Below are 18907 nucleotides of genomic sequence, written 5' to 3'. Positions count from 1 at the left end.
ATGGGCGCGAGGTGGGGAGGTTCAGATGGGATCGCCACCGGGTTTTCGTTTTGGGGGTTTTCGCCTCTCCTCTGCCGGGGTCCCCCCCGGTGCCGGCGTCGGCCGCCCCCGCGTGCACGGCGGCGCCCGCCGGGTGCCTCAGCCGAGGCGGGCCAGCTCCTCCGCGCTGAGCTCCAGATCCACGGCCGCGATCGAGTCGAGGATGCTCTCCGGGCGGCTGGCGCCGGGAATGGGGATGACCACGGGGCTGCGGGCGAGCTCCCAGGCCAGGCAGACCTGGTGCGGGGAGACGCCGCGGTCCTTGGCGATCTCGGAGAAGGCGGCGTACCGCTCGCTCAGCTCACCGGCGCGCCCGATGCCGCCCAGCGGAGACCAGGGCAGGAAGGCCAGGCCCAGCTCGGCGCAGACGTCGATCTCGGGCTCGCTGGAGCGGAACCGCGGCGAGTACTCGTTCTGCACGCTGGCCAGGCCGTCGCCCAGGATGTCGCGGGCGAGCCTGATCTGCTGCGGATCGGCGTTCGAGATGCCCGCCATCTGGATCTTGCCGGCGTCGAGCAGGTCCTTCAGCGCGCCCATGGTCTCCTCGTACGGGACCGCCGTGTCGGGCCGGTGGTGCTGGTAGAGGCCGATGCTGTCGACGCCGAGGGCCTTGAGCGAGCGGTCGCAGGCCTGCTTGAGGTGCGACGGGCGGCCGTCCCTGCCCCAGCCGCCGTCCGGCGTGCGGATGCACCCGCCCTTGGTGGCGACGAGCACGGTGCCGGCGTCGCCCGCCCACAGGCCCAGGGCCTTGGCGACCAGGCGTTCGTTGTGGCCGACGTCGTCGTGCGAAGGGGTGTACGCGTCCGCCGTGTCGATCAGGGTGACGCCGGCGTCCAGGGCAGCGAGGATGGTACGGATCGACTGGGCCTCGTCGGGCATGTGCCCGGCCACCGACATGGGCATGGCGCCGAGCCCGATGGCTGAGACCTGGCGCCGGCCGATGGCGCGTGTTGTGCGGGAATTGCGCATGAGTACACCTTGTCGGCTGGAGTGCGCTCCAGGTCAATCCCCCGCCGGGCGCGTCGGGAAGGTGCGGTGCCGGCGGGCCCACGTGTCCGGGCGTCACGGGCGGGCGGCGGTCAGGTGCCTGCCGAGGCGCTGGGCGGGGGCCTCGATGAGACGGTGGGTCAGGAGGCTGAGCGGGATCAGGACGAGGAAGTACAGCGCCAGGTCCGGGAGCACGTGCAGCAGGATCGGGTGCAGCAGGTAGAGGGAGAAGCTGATCACGCCGAGCTGCGGCAGCCAGCGGGGGAACGCCCGCCCGCGCAGCGCGAGCCCGAGCGCGAAGGTGCCGAAGGCCAGCACGAGCGCCGTCGCCCAGGCGGGATCGTCCTTGGCGGGGATCCCGCACGCCAGCACCGCCGCCGTGGCGAGGGCGGCGGCACGCCAGGAGATCGTGCCGCGCTCGGCCCGGTAGACCGCCGTGCCCGCGAACATCGACGCCAGGATGATCATGCCCTGCCAGGTGCCGCCCCGGCTGCCGAGGATCACGAGCGCGAGTCCGAGCAGGCCGCCGGCGACCGCGGCGACGGCCTGGGCCCGCCCCCGGCCGAAGGCGGTCGCCGCGATGGCGGCGACGGCCGAGAGGCCGAGCAGCGCTGCCGCCAGGTCGGCGGCGCCGTTGATCGAGGCTTTCGGCAGCAGCAGTCCCAGGGGGACGGCCAGCAGCGCGAGGCCGGCGGCGAGCCCGGCCGACCGCTGCGCCTGCCGGACCGTGAACAGCGCGACGCACATCAGGTAGAACGCCATCTCGTACGAGAGCGTCCACATCACGCCGATGACGGCGGGCAGGTTGAGCAGCTCCTGCAGCATCGTCAGGTTGCCCAGCAGGACCAGCGCCGGTGGCCGCCGGCCGAGTCCGGGTTCGGGGGCGAGCAGGCCGGCGCAGGCGAGCAGGAGCACCAGGCCGCACGCGGCCAGCAGCAGGGGGAGGAGGCGGAAGGCCCGGCCGGCCCAGAAGGCGCGCAGGTCCCCGCGCCGCTCCAGGGAGGCGGGGATGATGTACCCGCTGACCAGGAAGAACACGAACACGCCCCACGTGCCGAAATCGATCAGGCGGTCCACTTCGGCCCAGGCGGCGGGGATGTAGGTCCAGCCGGCGTGGTGCATGGTGACGGCCAGCGCTGCCGGCCCCCGCAGGGCGTCCAGCCAGGCCAGCCGGTGGGGGGCCGCGAACATCTGACGGATTCTAGGTCATAAGTGACTATTTGCCGCCTTTGGTGAGGATGGCGGTGAACCGCCCTGCCGGACGGTGCGTACCTCAAATGTGCGTTGCCGCCAGCATGGTCACGGGTCGTCCGCTGTGGGAGCATGTGGGCCACGCACCACGGTCGCCGGGACCGCTGGCGTCCTCGGCCGGGTGGTCCCGACGGACGTTGCGGGGTGGCTATGAGGGCTTCCGCGCGAGTCCATGCCGGTGTCGTGGTCGGCGTGGGCGTCGTGGTGCTGGTCGCCGTCCTGTGGTTCGGCGGCGGCGCGGGCACGCCGGAGATCGCCGGGCTGCCCTCCGCGGGGCCGCTGGCCGAGTGGGGCCTGCCGCTGGTGCGGTTGGGGCACGATCTGTGCGCCGCGGGGTGCGTCGGCACCCTGCTGGCCGCGGGCGTCCTGGCCCCCGCGGGCTCGCCGGAGCCGGCGCGATGCGTGCGCGCGGCCGGCTGGTGGGCGCTCGGCTGGGCGTTCGCCTCCCTCGCCGGCTACGTGCTGACCCTGTCGACCTTCTTCGCCCTGCCTCCGGCGCGGGTCGTCGCCGCCGCGCACCTCCTCGGCTACGGCACGTCGCTCCCGCAGACCCGGGCGCTGCTGGTCGTGGTGGCCGCGACGTTCGTCGTGGCGCTGGCCACGCTCGTGCCGCGCCTGCCCCGGTGGATCCCGCTGGTGCCGGCCGTGGGCGCGCTGCTGCCGCCCGCGTACGTGGGCCACGCCTCCTCGGCGGCCGATCACGACATCGCGATCTCCGCGCTGATGGCGCACCTGGTGGGCGTGTCGGTGTGGGCGGGCGGACTGTGCGCGGTGCTGGTGCACTTCCGCCGGTCCGGCGATCTGCCCGTGGTGCTGTCCCGGTTCAGCACGATCGCGCTGTGCTGCTTCGTCGCGGTGGCCTGTTCCGGGCTGGCCGGCGGGTGGGTGCGGCTGGGGACGCCGTCCGACCTGTGGCAGAGCGCGTACGGCCTGCTCCTGCTCGGCAAGGTCGCCGTGCTGGCGGTCCTCGGATGGTTCGGCTGGAACCACCGCCGCCGCACCGTCACGGGCGTGGCGGACCGCGGGGTGCGGCGCACCTTCGTCCGGCTGGCGGTCGGCGAGGCGGCCGTGATGGCGGCGGCGATGGGCCTGGCCGTCGGCCTGTCCCGCACCCCGCCGCCCGCGGGCGGCGACGGCGGCCACGTGGCGCACGGCATGCTGGAGTTCACGCTCGCGCCGTTCACCCCGGGCGCGCTGGTCACCGAGGCGCGGCTGGATCCGCTGGTCCTGCTGCTGCTCGCCCTGCCCGCCGCCGGATATCTCGCGGGCATGCGCAGGACGGCCGCGTGGCCCGCGGGCCGGGCGATCGCCTGGCACGCAGGTCTGGCACTGGTCGCGCTGGTGCTGGTCGGCGGGGTCGGCGGCTACGCGCGGGCGATGGCGTCCGCGTACGCCCTGCAGCATGTCACGCTCACCGTCATCGCTCCGCTGCTGCTCTGCCTGGGCGCGCCCGTCACCCTGGCGGGCCGGGCCACGACCGCTTCCTCCCAGTACGGCCACCTCGGCTCGCGCGCCTTCGGCCGGCGGATCACCCGGCCGGCCCTCCTGCTGACCGCCTACCCGGTGCTGTTCCTGCTGCTGTACGGGACCGCGTGGCTGCCCTGGTCGTTGTCCGCCTACGGCTCCCACCTGGCCACCGAGGCGTTGTTCCTCGGCCTCGGGCTGGCCGTGTCGTGGGTGCTGGCGGGAGCCGACCCGCTGCCCCGGCCGTTCCCGTGGGCCGCGCGGGCCCGGCTGCTGGCGGTGGCCGCCGCGGTGCACCTGGCCCTCGGCGCGTACCTGCTGGCCGGGCCCCGCGTCGCGGCCGCCTGGTTCCTGCAGGTGGCCCCGGCCGGCGTGCCGGAGGCCGACCAGCGCCTCGCCGGGGCCGTCTACCTGATCGTGCCGCTGCTCGCCTTCGCGCCGCTGGCGGTGCGGCTGGCCCTGGAACGGCAGGCGGCGCGGGCGCGGGCCCGCACCCGGATCGCGGAGCCGCGCGGCGGCTGACGCTCACTCCTCCCACACCGGGACGCGGGGCAGGCCGCGCGCCTCGCGGGCCTCGTCGACGAGCCGCTGGATCAGGTCGGTCTTGCCCCGGGTGTAGGCCGCGGCGTCCACGTCGCCGCCGGCCAGGTGGCGCTTGAGCGCGGCGTACTCGGCGGCCGCTCGCGGGTCGGCCCTGAGGTGGTCGCGCAGCAGCCGCTCGTTACGGGTGTCCCACGTGCCGGCCGTCACCACGTGCAGGTGGTGGCTGCGCCGGCCAGAGGCGTCGGCACGGAAGTAGAACAGCCGCTCCCGCATGCCCGTCTCCTCGCTCCGGTAGCCGAGGGCCGTCAGCGCCCGCTCGCGGTCGGCCACCGCTTCCAGGGCGGGCACCGAGGCCATCAGGTCGATGATCGGCTTGGCCGCGAGGCCGGGCACGGACGTGCTCCCCACGTGCTCGATCTCCAGGAAGACGCCCGGCAGCGCCGCGACCAGCTCCTCGCACGCCTGCTCCGCCAGCGATGGCCACGCCGCGTCGTAGTCCACGATGTCAACCGTCATGCCTGCCCCAGCTCCTTGTTCGCGTGACCGGTGGGTCATGCCGGGAGATTCTCCGCCATCCGGCGGCGGGTGGCCAAACGGCGCCAGTCAGTCGATCGGGGAGGGAGGAGGGGAGCCGAGCGCCGCCAGGTCCGCCCAGAACCCGTCGGGGATCACCGTGCCGGCGAGGCTCTCCAGCTGGGCCAGCCGTTCGGCCGAGGTGACGCCGACGACCGTGGAGTGGATGCGCGGCTCGGCGAGGGAGAAGTGCAGGGCCGCCGCCGCGAGCGTGATGCCCCACCGCTCGCACAGCGCCTTGAGCCGCTCGACGTGCGCCGCGAACTCGGGGGAGACCCGCCGGTAACCGTAGCGTGTGGCGTGCCGTGGCGAGCCGCCCAGGATGCCGCCGCCGAACGGAGCGGCGTTGAAGACCGTCATGTCCCTTTCCGTGGCGAGCCGAAGGATCTCCTCCGCACGCCGGTCGACCAGGGTGTAGCGGTTGTGGGTGAGCACCGCGTCGAACGCGTCGGTGCGGATGTAGTCCTCCACCATGGTGCCGCCCCCGACGGCGATGCCGATCGCGCCGACGAGCCCCTGCTCGCGCAGCGCCACCAGGGCGGGCACGGCGCCGCCGCGGGCCATCGCCTCGCTGACCGTGATGGTCATCGGGTCGTGCAGGTGGTAGATCGGCAACGTCTCGACGCCGAGGCGGGAGATCGTCTCCTCCCAGGACCGCATGACCCGGTCACCGTCGAACACGCCGGTGCCGGTGTCGCGGTCGGCTTTGGAGAAGACCGTCACGCCGTCGGGCGCCTGCTTGAGCGCGGCGCCGATCAGCGCCTCCGAGCGCCCGCCTGCGTAGTTGTTGGAGGTGTCCAGCTGGCGGAAGCGGCCCGACACCATCTCCTCGGCCAGCGCCTCGTCGCCGGGGTTCGCGCCGAGCGCCGACGTGCCGACGGTCAGCGGCTGGAGGGGCCCGTCGAGGCCGGGCACCCGGCGGCCCTGCTGATCCGTCATGTCCCGCTCCTTGTCACGCGCCCGGCGATGGTCCTGCCGCCGATCATGCCATGGGCCGTCGAGGCGTCCTTCAGGGGGTGGAGTACGGCTGGAACGCGCGGTACATCTCGGACATCGGGGGCACGTCGGCCACGAACCCGAACCGGCCGTCGCGCATCTGCCTGGCGGCGTCGAGGAACGAGCCGAGCGCGAACCGGGAGAGCGCGCCCCCGATGCTCACCCTCCGCACCCCGATCTCGGCGAGCTGCTCCAGCGTGATCGCCGGGTCGGCGAAGCCCATCACCACGTTCACCGGCCTGCCGACGGAGGAGACGACCGCCCGCATCTCGTCCAGCGTGCGCAACCCCGGTGCGTAGAGGACGTCGGCGCCCGCCTCCTCGAACGCCTGGAGGCGCCTGATGGCGTCGTCGAGGTCGCCGGCGTCGTACAGCAGGCCCTCCGCCCTGGCGGTCAGGACGAGCGGGACGGGCAGCCCGCGCGTGACCTCGACGGCCGCCCGCACGCGCTCGACGGCGAGCCCGAAGTCGTAGATCGGTGCCCTGCGGTCACCGGTGGCGTCCTCGATGGACGCGCCGGCCACCCCGCACGCGCACGCGTCCGCGACCATCTCGGCGGCTTCGGCGGGGTCGTCGGCGAAGCCGTTCTCCAGGTCGGCGTTGACGGGCAGCGGGGTCGCCTCGCTGAGGACGCGGCAGTTGTCGAGGACGTCCTGCCGGGTGGCACGGGCGCGGCCGGCCTGGTTGGCCACGCCGAGGCTGGTGGTGGCCAGGGCGTCGAAGCCCAGGGAGGCCAGCAGCCGGGCCGTGCCGGCGTCCCACGGGTTGGGGAGCAGGAGCGGCCCGGGGCCTTCGTGGAGGGCCCGGAACCGCGTCGCGCGGGCCGTCTGGTCGGTCATGGTGCTCTCCCGTCGTGAGCTGCGGTGACGGCTTCACTCTCGCCCCTCCTCGATGTATCAGTCAAATGCATGGTAATGATGCGTCCTATCAGGAATACTGATGGAGTGACAGTCGAGGAGATCGAGGCGTTCGCCGCCATCGCCGAGCTGGGCGGGTTCACGGAGGCGTCCAGGCAGCTCAACCGGTCGCAGCCCGCCATCAGCCGCCGCATCCGCGAGCTGGAGCAGTCGCTGGGCGCCGCCCTGTTCGAGCGGACCGGCCGCCGCGTGGCGCTCACCGACGCGGGCCGGGCGCTCCTGCCGTACGCGGAGGCCGCCCTGGCCGCGATGCGCGACGGAGAGCGGGCCGTACGCGAGGCGATCGAGCGGCCCGGCGGCGCCCAGACCCTCAGCCTGGCGATCGTCGGCACCCTGGCCGACTCGCACATCGTCGACGCGCTGCGCACGTTCGAGTCGAGGTTCCCCGAGGCCTCGGTCGAGCTGCGCACCGCGACGAGCCGCGAGGTGAGCGCGCTCGTCCGCGGCGGCGAGGCGTCTCTCGGCCTGCGCTATTTCCCCGACGCCGACCCCAAGCTGGAGTCGATCCCGCTCGGCGTCGAGAAGCTCCTGGTCGTCGTGCCCGCCGCGCATCCGGTCACCGCCCGCCGCCTGCCGGACCTGCGGGCGTTCGAGGGCGAGCGGTGGCTGGGCTTCCCGCCCGAGCGGGGCCAGCCCGACTCCTTCGGCCACCTCCTCGACCACCGCTTGCCCGCGTCGGGGCTGGTGGGCGCCCCGATCACCAGGGTCGACAGCCTCACCGCGCAAAAGCGCCTGGTGCAGGCCGGTCTCGGCGTCGCCCTCATGCCCGTCAGCAGCGTCCAGGAGGAGCTGCGGATCGGCAGCCTGCGGGCGGTCGAGGTGGCGGACCTGGACGCCGCACTGCCCGTGGTCGTCATCCGCAGGCGGCGCGGCTACCAGAGCGGGCCGGCGGCGGCGTTCCTGCGGGTGCTGAAGGACCACACGCCCCAGCTGCTGGACTGACCGCCCGCCTCCCGTCCCGCGGTCAGGAGCGCGGGCGGCGGGCTCTCATCGCGGTCGGGAGCGCACCGCGGGTTCTGACGCGGAGCGCGCGCCCGTCGCCCGGCTGCCGTTCCACCGACATGCCGGCCCGGACCAGCGCGCGCACGCAGGCGCCCAGCCCGTCCCCGGCAGGCAGGTACCGCTCGGCGAAGGTGACAAGGAAGACGCCGTCGTGCCCGCCCTCGACGGCGAACCCGTCGGCGCCGCCCGTCGCGGCGCACCCCGACCGGCGCAGGAGCGCGCGGATGCGCTCGGCGTCGCGGTCGCGTTCGCTCCACAAGGGCCGGCCACCGGTTCCCCGCCCGTACGTGGGCCCCTCGTCCGGCTTGGGAATGCCCGGGGACCGGCTGCCGGCCGTGTGCGGTGCGCCGTGAACGCCCGGCCGGCCGCGGTCCCCGCCGGCCGCGGGGCGCCCTCGCCAGATCTTCGCCATGGGTCACACCTCCTCGGTCCGCCTCAGGCGGCCCCGCCCCTGCCCCGTACGGCGGGGACGAAACGGGTCAGCCCGCGGGCGCGCGGTGCTCCACCAGGAGGAGCGCGATGTCATCGACGCGCTGGCTGGTGTGCGGGGCGTGGTTGAGCAGCGTGTCGCTGAGCTCGTGGACGGGCTCGCCCGCGGCGCGGCCGAAGTGTTCCGCGAGCTCGCCGATGGCCTGGCCCAGGTCGACGCCGGGGGTTTCGACGAGGCCGTCGGTGTAGAGGGCGAGGACGGCGCCCGGCGGGAACGGCACCTGGACGGTGGGATATTCGGCGTCGGCCTGGACGCCGAGCAGGATGCCGGCGGGCACGTCGACGACCTCGGCGGGCTGGCCCGGCGGGCGCAGCAGGGGCGGCGGGTGCCCCGCGCTGGCGGCCCACAACGTGCGCAGCCGCAGGTCGAAGTAGATGAGCAGGCAGCTGGTGAACAGGTCGGGGTCCAGGTCCATGAGCAGGCGGTTGGTGAGCTTGAGCACGTCGCCCGGGCTCGCCCCCGCGGCCGCGTAGGCGTGGATGGCGGTCCTGACCTGCCCCATGAGCGCGGCGGCCGTCACGTTGTGGCCCTGGACGTCCCCGATGATCGCCGCGGCCTTGGTGTCGCCCAGACGGATCAGGTCGTAGAAGTCGCCGCCGATCTCCACGCCGCGGGTGGCGGGCACGTAACGGGCGGCCACGTCCAGACCGTCGATCCGGGGCAGCCTGCGGGGGAGGAGCGAGGTCTGGAGGGTGTGGGCGAGCCGGTCCTTGGCGTCGTAGAGCAGGGCCCGGTCCAGGGCCTGGGCGATGAGCCCGGCCATCGCGGTGAGGCTGGCCCGCGTCTCGTCGGTGAACGGGTAGGGCTCGTCGAACGAGAGCAGGCACACGCCGGCGACGGTCTCGGAGGTGCGCAGCGGCAGGAACGCCCAGGCGGCCATCCCGTCGCGGACCTCGGCTCGCGGATATTTCCGGCGCAACTCGTCCGCGTCGGAGAGGAAGGCGGGCTCGCCGGTGCGCAGGACGTCCTGCGAAGGGCTGGCCGAGGTCAGCCGCCGGCGGTTGAAACGTTCGGGGACGCCGGGATCGTAGCCGTGCGAGCCGACGACCTTCAGCCTCCCGCCCTCGGCCACCATGATCGCCAGCGCCTGCGCGTCGAACACCGGCATGACGTGGTCGGCGACCATGTCGACGATCTCCTGCACGTCGAGGGTCCGGCTCAGCGCCGCCGCGAGGTGGAGCAGGTTGTAGAAGACGTCGGCGCGGGGCAGGCTGACGCTCCCGGCGCCGGGCGCGTCCCGCCGCCGCGCCGATCGGTCGGCCGCCGCCTCGGTGATGTACAGGCTGAGGCCGGACGGGTCCGGATGCAGGCTGATGTGCAGGGGCCGGCCGGCCGGCCCCCGGACGAGGCAGGACGTGGCCTCCTGGCTGACGGCCGCCGCGCGGCAGCGGTCCTCGAACAGCGGGTCCTTCAGCCACGCCGCCGCCTCCCAGAGCGGCTCGCCCAGCTTGCCCGTCAGGTCTTCGCCGAGCAGGCCGGCCGCCCCCGCGCCGACGAAGGTGAGCCGGCCGTCCAGGTCAAGGCCCACGCAGCCGTCGCGGAGCCGGTCCAGATAGCCGGCGGAGGCCAGGGCATGGTGCACGTCCGGCACCCCGGCCCACGCGGGGGTGAGGACGCGCGGCTCGTCCCCGGAGCGCGGCGGGCGCCCGTCGCGGGCCGCCTGCTCCATGAGGTCGCCGAGCCTGCGGGTGGCGTCGTCGATGGTGTCCCGCTCGTGCGGGGCGAGGTCCGGCGGGTGCGACGGCGGCCACATCAGGACCAGGGAGCCCCACACGTCCCTGTTCGACTGGATCGGGGTGGCGACCGCGGCGAACGGGTACGGCAGCGCGATCGCCGTCGCCGGGTAACGGTGGGCGAGCTCCTGGTAACCCGGAACCCAGACGAGCCGGCGCTCGCGTACGGAGGCCGACACCGGGACGCCCGCGCTCACCCGCACCCGCGTCCATGGCTTGACGATCTGGGCGGGCAGCCCGGTCTCCGTCTCCATGAGCAGGACCTGGCCGTCGTCGGCCAGCAGGTAGACCGCCCCGATGTGCGCCCCTGTGTCGCGTACGGCCCGGGCCAGCACCTCGTCCACTTCGAAGGCATGGTGCGCGGCAGCGCTGACGACGCCGTCCTGCACGGCCTACCTCGCTCCGGCTCGTGACGACGACGGTGCTGCGCTCCCATGACCAGCCATAGGCCAACGGTAAGTGCCCCTACTTCAGATCAAGAACCCGCATTACCGGGTTCTGATGACAAGGTTGCGGAAACTTGGGTGTTCCGGACGATGGCTAACAAATGCGACAGACTTTCGGGTGACGTACGGGTGAACAGCCGAAGACTCCTGCGGTTCGGCGATGGCCGCCCTGTCCATCCTGGTATCTACTAGGTGGCCGATCATGATTAGTTTCTTTACATTTGGCATGATCACATACCCCCAGGGAGATGTTCACCGTGAAGCGACTTCTCGAAGGAACCCCACTGCGCGCCGGTGTTGTCGCCGTCGCGCTGGCCGGCGGCATGCTGGCCGCGCCCTCCGCGGGGGCGGCCGCGGCGACCGGCGGGCAGGCGGTCGTCTCGGTGTCGCAGGCGGCCGCCTCGACCGCCGCTGCGCGCCCGCGTAACGGAAAGATCATTTATGACCGCTACACCGGTGGCGGCGGACGGCTGAAGATCAGGAACGGCACCTCGAAGGACGGCGTCGTCACCCTGGTCAAGGGCAGGACCAAGGCGGTGAGCATCTACGTCCGCGCGCGGTCGTCCGCGAGCATCAACGACATCAGGAACGGCACCTACCGGATCTACTTCACCACCGGCTACCGCTTCAACACCAAGCAGCGCAAGTTCACCAGGAACGCCTCCTACCAGCGGTTCGACCAGCGGCTGAGGTTCACCTCCACCAGCGGCTGGAGCCTGACGCTCAACCAGGTCAGGGGCGGCAACGCCAGGACGCGCTCGGTCAACCCGAAGGACTTCCCGACCTGATCGGCACGTCGTCCGTCATAGCGCACCACCCGCGCTCACGGAGCGCGTCAAGCTCGGCACCAGCATCATCGACGCTCTGCGGAACCCGGCCGGCGTGCCGGCCAAGCGGTTCGCCGCTCGACCGGCTCAGCGGCGGCCGGGTCGTCGCCGGCCTCGGCCAGGGCCGGATGCCGCAGCTCCTGGGAGGCCCGGATGCGCGCGGAGGCGGTGCGCCCGCGGCGGCAGGCGTTCATGGCCCGGCCCCGCCGATCCCGCAGAGCCGGGGCACCTCGCCCATCATCACGTCCCCGGCCAGGCTGCGGACCAGCAGCGTCTCGACGGCGAGCAACATCGCCCTGGCCGTGTCCCGCCGCAGACAGGCGGTGTCGACGATGAGGCTGAGCTGACCGGTGTCCGTGGCCGTCCCCACGGTGAAGAACACCTTGAACCGCACCCCCGGCCACGCGTCCGCGACATGGAGACGGGTCTTCCCGGTGAGCCCGGCCACGTCCTCGTCGGAGCCGGCGCGCGGCAGGCTCGGCCAGGAGCCGGCGCCGCGCCGGTCGTTGAAGAACGCGTCGAGGTCCGGCTCGCGACCGCGGCGCCGCCCGACCTCCTCCCGCATGGCCCGCATCGCGAACGGGTCGTAGTGCGCGTTGCGGTAGGCCACCAGGGCGTTGCGCTGCGCGGCCCGGCACGTCGCGGCGAAGTCGGTGGCGGGCAGGTCGAGCACGAACAGGCCGTCCTGCCCCACGGTCCCGACCATGGAGCGGGTACGCGCGTCGCGCCGGTTGCTGTGCACCAGCTGCATGACGGCCCGCCGGCGGCCGCTCACCTCGGCGAGAACGGTGGCGCACGCGGCGAGCAGCACGCTGGTGGTGCCGATCGTCCAGCGCGCCGCCAGCCGCTCCGCCGCGGCGGCCAGCGCCACCGATTCCATGCCGACCTCGATGAACCGGGGCTCCTCCGGCTCGTGGGGCGCATGGTCGAACACGTCGAGCGGCACCTCGTTCAGCACGGAGCGCCAGTGGTGGATCGAGCGCGCGGAACGCGCCTGGAACGCCTCCTCGCGCTCCAGGACCGCCTGGTCCATGGGCTGCCACGCGGGCGGCGGCAGCTCCTCACCCCGCAGCAGCGCCCGCCACTCCGCGGACAGCAGGCCGAGCGCCTGGAAGTCCACCGCCAGGTGGGAGAAGACGAACGCCAGCGCCTTCGGCCGGCCGCCGTCCAGCACGACCACGCAGCGCAGCGGCAGATCCTCGCCGTGCGCGAAGTCCGTCCTGCCCAGCTCGCCGGCGATCCGCTCGGCGGCACTCAGCGGGCGTTCCCGCCCGGCCTCCACCAGCTCCACGGTCAGCTCGCCGCCGCGCGCCACCCGCTGGACGGGCCCGTCCGCAGTGCCGGCGAACGTGGTGCGCAGGCTCTCGTGCCGTTCCATCAGCGTGCGCAGCGCCTCCAGCACGGCGGGCAGGTCACGCCGCCCGTAGACGGGCAGCACCCACGGGCAGTTGAGGAACGACTGGCTGTCCCCCATCAGGTGCACGGCCCGCCACATCAGCCGCTGCCCCCACGTCAGGGCCGCCTCGCCCGCCCGGGGCCCGCCGAACGCCACCGTGGCGCGCCCGGTCACGCCGGGTCTCCTTCCAGGAGCGACGCCAGGGCGGCGGCAAGGGTGGCGACGTGCTCGAAGGACGGCAGATCGCCGCGCAGGTCGACGTCGACGCCGTACGCGTCCTCGATCTCGTCGATGAGGTGGATGCGCGCCAGCGAGGTGAGGCCGAGAGCCGAGAGCGGATGCTCGCCCGCCAGCACCTCCTCGGGGCTGATCTCGCCGCCGGACACGCCGGCGATCAGGTCGGCCAGCTCCCGCTCCAGCCGTCCCGCGTCCGCCGTCACCACGCACCCCCGGGGGCGTCGCCCGCGGTGTCGCCCCCGGTGTTGCCCCTGCCCGCGGTGTTGCCCGCGGTGTCGCCCCCGGCGTCCTCCTGGCGCAGCCGTACGCTGCGCGGGCGCATGTCGCGCCAGACCTGGTCGATGTGGCTCAGGCACTCCTCCTTCGAGCCGGCGAACCCCTCGGCCCGCCACCCGTCAGGGGGCTGCCGGTCGGCCGGCCACAGCGAGTACTGGTCCTCGTCGTTGACGACCACCTGGTGTCGTTGCGTCACGGTGCTGCCTCCGTCGTCGTCTTCTCCAGCGGCTTCGTGGGGGTGGCGCCGCGCAGGGCCTGGACGCCGACGAGGTCGTCGGCGACGGCGTCGGGCACGTCGCGGTCGAACCGGGTCAGCGCCGGGATCCGCATCGCGACCAGCGCGATCACCAGGATGGCGACGCCGAAGAGCACGTACATGAACCCGATGCCGCGGCCGGGACCGGTGCCGATGAGCGCGCCGACGGTAGGCGCCAGCGCGCCGCCGTCGAGGAGCAGCGGGTCGAGTACGGAGGCGGCGTACGGGGCGACGAGGCCGAAACCGATCGGCAGCGTGGACCAGGCGACGAGCGTGTTCATGGCGAACACCCGGCCGTGGAACCGCTGGGGCACCTTGACCTGCACGATGGTGGCGTAGATGCCGTTGAGCAGGGTCAGCCAGGCCGTCATGCCGCACACGCCGGCGGCGATCACCACCAGGTCGGCGCGTAAGCCGGTGACCAGGCAGAAGACGCCCAGGGCCAGCGTGCACAGCAGCACCCCGCGCAGCCGCAGGCGGCGCGGCCCACCCCAGAAGATCATGATGAGCGCGCCCGCGAACGTGCCGACGCCCGCCAGGAACGAGATCCGGCCCACGTCGGGGAGTCCCGCGAACGACAACACCAGCGGCCCGAACATCAGCAGCAGCGGCGAGAGGAACACGTTCAGCACGACGAAGAACAGCAACATCGCGCGGAAGCCGCGGTGGCCGAGCGAATAGCGCAGCCCGCCCAGGATCTCCGCCTTCATCGACTCCCTGCGCCGCCACGGCATGCTGCCGGGGAAGCGCACCACCAGCAGCACGGCGATCGCGACCGCGTAGCCGGCCACGTCCAGCAGGAGGATGCCGCCGAGCCCGACGGTGGCGAGCAGCCCGACCGCGAAGATCGGTACGAGCAGTTGGGCGGTGCCGTTGCCCAGTTGCATGATGCCGACCGCGTGCCCGAGATAGACCTTGGGCACGAGCTGCGGCATCGCCGAGAAGTAGGCGATGCGCTGGAACGTGAGCGCGACCGACAGGCAGCCCAGCAACGGGTAGATCATCTCCGCCGACAGGTTCCCCGTCCACAGCAGCACGCCCATCGTGAGCTGGATGGCGAACGCCGCGACGTCGCCCGCCAGCATGACCGTGCGCCGGTTCGCCCGGTCGACGATCGCACCCGCGAGCGGCGCGACCAGCATGCCCGGCACCAGGCCGACCACGGCCATCAGCGCGAACTTCGCCACGGAGCCCGTCGTGGTGTAGATCCACAGGGGCACGGCGAACTCGGTCAGCGCCGACCCGGTCACCGACACGAGCTGGCTCAGCGCGACGGCCAGGAACCTCGGGATGCTCGGCTGGGCTCCCGCCGGAGCGCGCGGCGTGCCGGAGTGCGACACGTCGTGCAGCCACCACGTGGCGCCGGGGTCGCGGTCCCGGGGCGGCTCGTCCAGCGCGTCATGGGTGGCGGTGATGATCGCGGCCAGCTCGTCCGCCCGATATTTCAGGAAGAAGTGGCCCGCCTCCGCGAGCACCACCACGGCCGACGTCGACGACAGGAAGTGCCATTCGCGAAAACGTTCCTCGTAGTAGTCGGTCGCCGGGTCCTCGCTGCCCACGATGCTGATCACGGGCGCGTCCAGCCGTTCGGTGCCGGCCGCGAACAGGCGCGTGTAGTAGTCCTCCGCCTCCCGCGAGTCGCGGCGCATGTTCCGTACGATGCGGCGGGCCTGCGCGGGGTCCACCTCGTTCATGTCGAGGCCGAGCGAGATCAGCCAGTTGACGTAGCGCTGGTCGCCGCGGAGCCGCTCGGCCTCGGCGAACCGGGCGATCCGCGACAGCAGCGCGCCCTTCGGCCGGGCGAACGGGAAGATCCCGCCGATGTAGACGGCGACGAGCCGCCGGCCCGCGGCCTCCAGCCTGCGGGCGATCTCCACGGACAGGGCCGAGCCGACGCCGCAGTGCCCGTACAGCGCGACCGGGCCTTCGACCTTGTCCAGGATCTCCCGCACGCACCCGGCGGCCAGATCGTCGAAGGACGACGTCTCCTCGTCCACGCCGACGTCGTGGCCGGGGATCGCCACCGACCACAACGCGTTCCCGTCGGGCAGGGCGTCGGCCAGGGGCTGGTAGACGACGGCGCTGCCGCCGCCGTACGGCACGCACACGTACGTCAGCACCGGCGGCGTGCCGTGCTCGGGCGTCAGCCGGTGCAGCAGCGTACGCGGCCCGCGCCGCTCGGCCGGGGTGTCGGCCAGCGCCGCCAGCTCGCGCACGGTGCGGTGCTTGAACACGTCCATCACGCTGACCCCGGCGCCCGTCTGCGCCCGCAGCCGCGCCACCACCTGCGTGGCCAGCAGCGAATGGCCGCCGAGGTCGAAGAAGTCGTCGTCCACGCCGACCACGTCGAGACCCAGCAGGTCCGCCCAGATGGCGGCCAGGGCCGCCTCGGTGGCAGTCCCGGGCGCGACGAGCTCGACGCCGGCGTCACGGCCGGCGACCGGAGCGGGCAGGGCCCGGCGGTCCAGCTTGCCGCTCGGGTTGAGCGGCAGGGAGTCCAGGGTGACGTACGCGCTCGGCACCATGTAGTCGGGCAGCGTGCGCTTCAGCCCGGCCCGCACGGCCGCGTGGTCCGGCGGCCGGTCGTCGGGCCGGTCGTCGGGCCGGTCGTCGGGCTGGCCGCCGGGCTCGTCGTGCGGCCGGCCGGGCGGCTCGTTCTCGGGGGTGTCCGGGACGAGGTAGGCGGCCAGGCGGTCCTCGCGCACGACCACGGCCGCGTCCCTGACCCCGGGCAGCGCGCGCAGCGCCGCCTCGATCTCGCCGAGCTCGATCCGCAGGCCGCGCAGCTTGACCTGGCCGTCCAGCCGGCCGAGGAACTCCAGCGCGCCGTCGGGGCGGCGCCTGGCCAGGTCGCCGGTGCGGTAGAGCCGCGAGCCCGGCGGTCCGAACGGATCCGGGACGAACCGCTCGGCGGTCAGCCCCGGCCGGTTCAGGTACCCCTGGGCCAGTCCCGCGCCGCCGATGAACAACTCGCCCGGCACCCCGACCGGCACCGGGGCCATCGTCGCGTCGAGCACGTGAAGGGCGGTGTTGGCGATGGGCGCGCCGATCGGCACCCGGGCCGCCGAGGCGAGCGTGCCGGGCAGGCAGTGCCAGGCGGACACGTCGACGGCCGCCTCCGTGGGGCCGTACAGGTTGTGCAGCTCGGCTCCCGGCAGCGTGGCGACGCAGCGGCGGGCCAGGTCGGCGGGCAGCTCCTCACCCGAGCAGATCACCCGCAGCAGCGAGCCGCAGCCCGCCGCCCCCTCCTCGCCGAGGAACACCGCCAGCATCGACGGCACGAAGTGCGCGGTGGTCACGCCCTCGGTGACGATCAGCTTGCGCAGGTACGCCGCGTCCTTGTGGCCGCCCGGCGTGGCGAGCACCAGGCTCGCGCCGCAGCGCGGCGGCCAGAACAGCTCCCACACCGACACGTCGAAACTGAGCGGCGTCTTCTGCGCCACCACGTCGCCAGGGCCCAGCCCGAACCGCTCCTGCATCCAGTCGAGGCGGTTGGCGATGCCGCCGTGCGTGTTCGCCACGCCCTTCGGCCGGCCGGTGGAGCCCGAGGTGTAGATGACGTAGGCGACGTCGTCCGGCCGCACCGCGGGAAGCGGCCCGGGGCCGCCGGTCCAGGCGTCCGGGTCGTCCAGGTCGAGCGTGACGGCCGCCGTTTCCGGCAGTGACGGGCGGATCGTGCTCTGGGTGAGCAGGACGGCCGGCGCGGCGTCCGCCAGCATGAACGCCACCCGCTCCGCCGGATAGCCGGGATCGACCGGCAGGTACGCCGCGCCGGCCCTGAGCACGCCCAGCAGCCCGGGCAGCAGCTCCAGCGAACGCTCCGCGCAGACGGCGACCACCGAGCCGGGACCCGCGCCGAGATCGCGCAGCGTGTGCGCGACCCGGTCCGCCCGCGCGGAGAGCTCGGCGTACGTCAGCGACCGCCCCTCGAAGCGCACCGCGACCGCGTCCGGCGTGAGCGCCGCCTGGGCCTCGATCCGGCCGTGCAGGGTGGCCTCGCCGGGGAACCTCCAGGCGGTGTCGTTCCAGCCCTCGACGACCAGGCGGCGCTCGCCGGGGGAGAGCAGGTCGATCTCGGACAGCCGCAGCCCCGGCCGGCCCGCCACCTGCTCCAGCAGGGCGCGCAGGTGCCCGGCCAGCCGCTCGATCGTGGCCGCGTCGAACAGGTCCTTGTTGTAGACGAACATCCCGCCGGAGCCGTCGCCGACGTAGAGCTCCAGGTCGTAGCGGGTGGCCCAGGAGTCCACGGGGAAGTCCGCCACGGACAGCCCGGCCGGCGCCTCGACGGAGGCGCCACGGTAGTTCTGCATCGCGAGGATGACGCCGAACAACGGCGACCTGGACACGTCACGGGGCAGGTCCAGCTCCGCGACGAGCTGCTCGAACGGCAGGTCCTGGTGGGCGTACGCGTCCACGGCGGCGTCGCGCACCCGCTCCAGCAGCTCCGCGAACGCCGGGTCGCCCGACAGGTCCACCCGCATGGTCAGCATGTTGACGAAACAACCGATCACGCCGTCCAGCTCCGGCACCTGACGGCCGGCCACCGGCGAGCCCACCGCGACGTCGTCGGTGCCCGCGTACCGGCCGAGCAGCGCGGCGAACGCGGCCAGCATCGTCATGTACGGCGTCGCGCTGTGCTCGCGGCCCAGCCGCGCCAGCGCGGCGGCGACCTCGGCGTCCAGCGGGAACGTGTGCGCCGCGCCGGCGTAGGTGCGCTCCGGCGGTCGCGGCCGGTCCGCCGGCAGGTCCAGCGGCTCCAGCCCGGCCAGCCGTTCCCGCCAGAAGTCCAGGTCGCGCCGCGACGGCGGCAGGCCGCGCTGCCAGGCCGCGTAGTCGGCGTACCCCACCTCGGGGGCGGCCGGCGCGGCGCCGTCGTAGCGGGCGAACACCTCGCGCAGCAGCAGGTCGGCCGACCAGCCGTCGGCGGCGATGTGGTGCACCGCGATCACCAGCACGTGGTCGTCGGCGGCCAGCCGTACCAGCAGCGCCCTCGCCACCGGCCCGGCGGCCAGGTCGAACGGCGCCGCCAGGAACTCCTCCGCCCGTGCCCTGGCGGCGGCCTCGTCGGGAGCGTCGCTCACGGTCAGCGGCAGCGTGCCCCCTTCGGCCAGCTCCACCCTCGGCCGGCCGTCGCACGTCGCGGGGAACCGCGTGCGCAGCGCGTCGTGGCCGGCCGCCACCGCGTCGAGCGCGGCGGCCAGCGCGGGCACGTCCAGCGGGCCGCGCAGCCGCAGCCGGATGGGGATGGTCAGCTGCGTGGTGCCCGGCGCGAACTGCTCCAGGAACCACAGCCGCTCCTGCGCGTGCGACAGCGGCGGCTCCCCGGAGGGCCGGGGCGGGACGGTACGGCGGGGCGCCGCCGCCGTACCCCGTCGCAGCCGCCGCGCCAGTAACTCCTGTTTGGCGCCGGAAAGGGCATCAGGGCGCGTCACGTACTCTCCTCCGCGTCGTCCGGGCGGTTCGCCCGTCCGCGTG

General features: G+C 73.8%; 14 protein-coding genes. 3 read left to right on the top strand and 11 right to left on the bottom strand.

Annotation, left to right across the window (positions count from 1 at the left end; all coding sequences use genetic code 11):
- Positions 1-138: 138 nt before the first annotated feature.
- Positions 139-1008, bottom strand: coding sequence for an aldo/keto reductase (locus ACZ6SA_RS00190; RefSeq protein WP_465825748.1), 870 nt, complete (start codon positions 1006-1008; stop codon positions 139-141).
- Between the two features lie 93 nt (positions 1009-1101).
- The gene (locus ACZ6SA_RS00185) at positions 1102-2217 is read right to left on the bottom strand and encodes an acyltransferase family protein (RefSeq protein WP_465825746.1); all 1116 of its coding nucleotides are present in this window, start codon (positions 2215-2217) and stop codon (positions 1102-1104) included.
- A gap of 210 nt (positions 2218-2427) precedes the next feature.
- Here ACZ6SA_RS00185 and ACZ6SA_RS00180 point away from each other — a divergent pair, with 210 nt between their 5' ends.
- Complete coding sequence (locus tag ACZ6SA_RS00180) at positions 2428-4263, top strand: bifunctional copper resistance protein CopD/cytochrome c oxidase assembly protein (protein WP_465825744.1); 1836 nt, start codon at positions 2428-2430, stop codon at positions 4261-4263.
- 3 nt (positions 4264-4266) lie between these two features.
- Here the strand turns inward: ACZ6SA_RS00180 and ACZ6SA_RS00175 are convergent, their stop codons facing one another.
- The 3 genes from ACZ6SA_RS00175 to ACZ6SA_RS00165 form a co-directional block, all read right to left on the bottom strand.
- On the bottom strand, positions 4267-4800 hold the full coding sequence (locus ACZ6SA_RS00175) for a GrpB family protein (protein ID WP_465825742.1): 534 nt from the start codon (positions 4798-4800) through the stop codon (positions 4267-4269).
- A gap of 87 nt (positions 4801-4887) precedes the next feature.
- Positions 4888-5796 (bottom strand): aldo/keto reductase, encoded by a 909-nt coding sequence (locus tag ACZ6SA_RS00170; RefSeq protein ID WP_465825740.1) that lies wholly within the window; start codon positions 5794-5796, stop codon positions 4888-4890.
- 70 nt (positions 5797-5866) lie between these two features.
- Positions 5867-6691, bottom strand: coding sequence for an isocitrate lyase/PEP mutase family protein (locus ACZ6SA_RS00165; RefSeq protein ID WP_465825738.1), 825 nt, complete (start codon positions 6689-6691; stop codon positions 5867-5869).
- 105 nt (positions 6692-6796) lie between these two features.
- Between ACZ6SA_RS00165 and ACZ6SA_RS00160 the strand changes: the two genes are divergently transcribed.
- On the top strand, positions 6797-7711 hold the full coding sequence (locus tag ACZ6SA_RS00160) for a LysR family transcriptional regulator (protein ID WP_465825737.1): 915 nt from the start codon (positions 6797-6799) through the stop codon (positions 7709-7711).
- A gap of 22 nt (positions 7712-7733) precedes the next feature.
- On the opposite strand, the gene ACZ6SA_RS00155 is transcribed toward ACZ6SA_RS00160, so the two are convergent.
- Both ACZ6SA_RS00155 and ACZ6SA_RS00150 read right to left on the bottom strand, forming a co-directional pair.
- Entirely contained in the window at positions 7734-8183 is a 450-nt protein-coding gene (locus ACZ6SA_RS00155; RefSeq protein ID WP_465825736.1) for a hypothetical protein, read from the bottom strand.
- A gap of 67 nt (positions 8184-8250) precedes the next feature.
- Complete coding sequence (locus tag ACZ6SA_RS00150; protein WP_465825734.1) at positions 8251-10383, bottom strand: SpoIIE family protein phosphatase; 2133 nt, start codon at positions 10381-10383, stop codon at positions 8251-8253.
- A 314-nt stretch (positions 10384-10697) separates the two neighbouring features.
- Between ACZ6SA_RS00150 and ACZ6SA_RS00145 the strand changes: the two genes are divergently transcribed.
- Positions 10698-11228 (top strand): hypothetical protein, encoded by a 531-nt coding sequence (locus ACZ6SA_RS00145; protein ID WP_465825733.1) that lies wholly within the window; start codon positions 10698-10700, stop codon positions 11226-11228.
- 229 nt (positions 11229-11457) lie between these two features.
- On the opposite strand, the gene ACZ6SA_RS00140 is transcribed toward ACZ6SA_RS00145, so the two are convergent.
- From ACZ6SA_RS00140 to ACZ6SA_RS00125, 4 genes are read right to left on the bottom strand one after another with little or no spacing between them, the layout of a single operon-like run.
- A complete protein-coding gene (locus tag ACZ6SA_RS00140; protein WP_465825731.1) occupies positions 11458-12837 on the bottom strand; it encodes a condensation domain-containing protein in 1380 nt (459 codons plus the stop codon).
- Positions 12834-13103, bottom strand: coding sequence for an acyl carrier protein (locus tag ACZ6SA_RS00135; protein WP_443150690.1), 270 nt, complete (start codon positions 13101-13103; stop codon positions 12834-12836). The genes ACZ6SA_RS00140 and ACZ6SA_RS00135 overlap by 4 nt, the downstream gene beginning before the upstream one ends.
- Entirely contained in the window at positions 13100-13372 is a 273-nt protein-coding gene (locus ACZ6SA_RS00130; protein WP_465825729.1) for an MbtH family protein, read from the bottom strand. The genes ACZ6SA_RS00135 and ACZ6SA_RS00130 overlap by 4 nt, the downstream gene beginning before the upstream one ends.
- Positions 13369-18864 (bottom strand): amino acid adenylation domain-containing protein, encoded by a 5496-nt coding sequence (locus ACZ6SA_RS00125; RefSeq protein ID WP_465825727.1) that lies wholly within the window; start codon positions 18862-18864, stop codon positions 13369-13371. Before ACZ6SA_RS00125 ends, ACZ6SA_RS00130 begins: the two co-directional genes overlap by 4 nt.
- Positions 18865-18907 lie beyond the last annotated feature (43 nt).

The sequence above is a fragment of the Nonomuraea sp. NPDC049378 genome, assembly GCF_055586745.1.
This window is presented reverse-complemented; position numbering and strand designations above follow the sequence as displayed.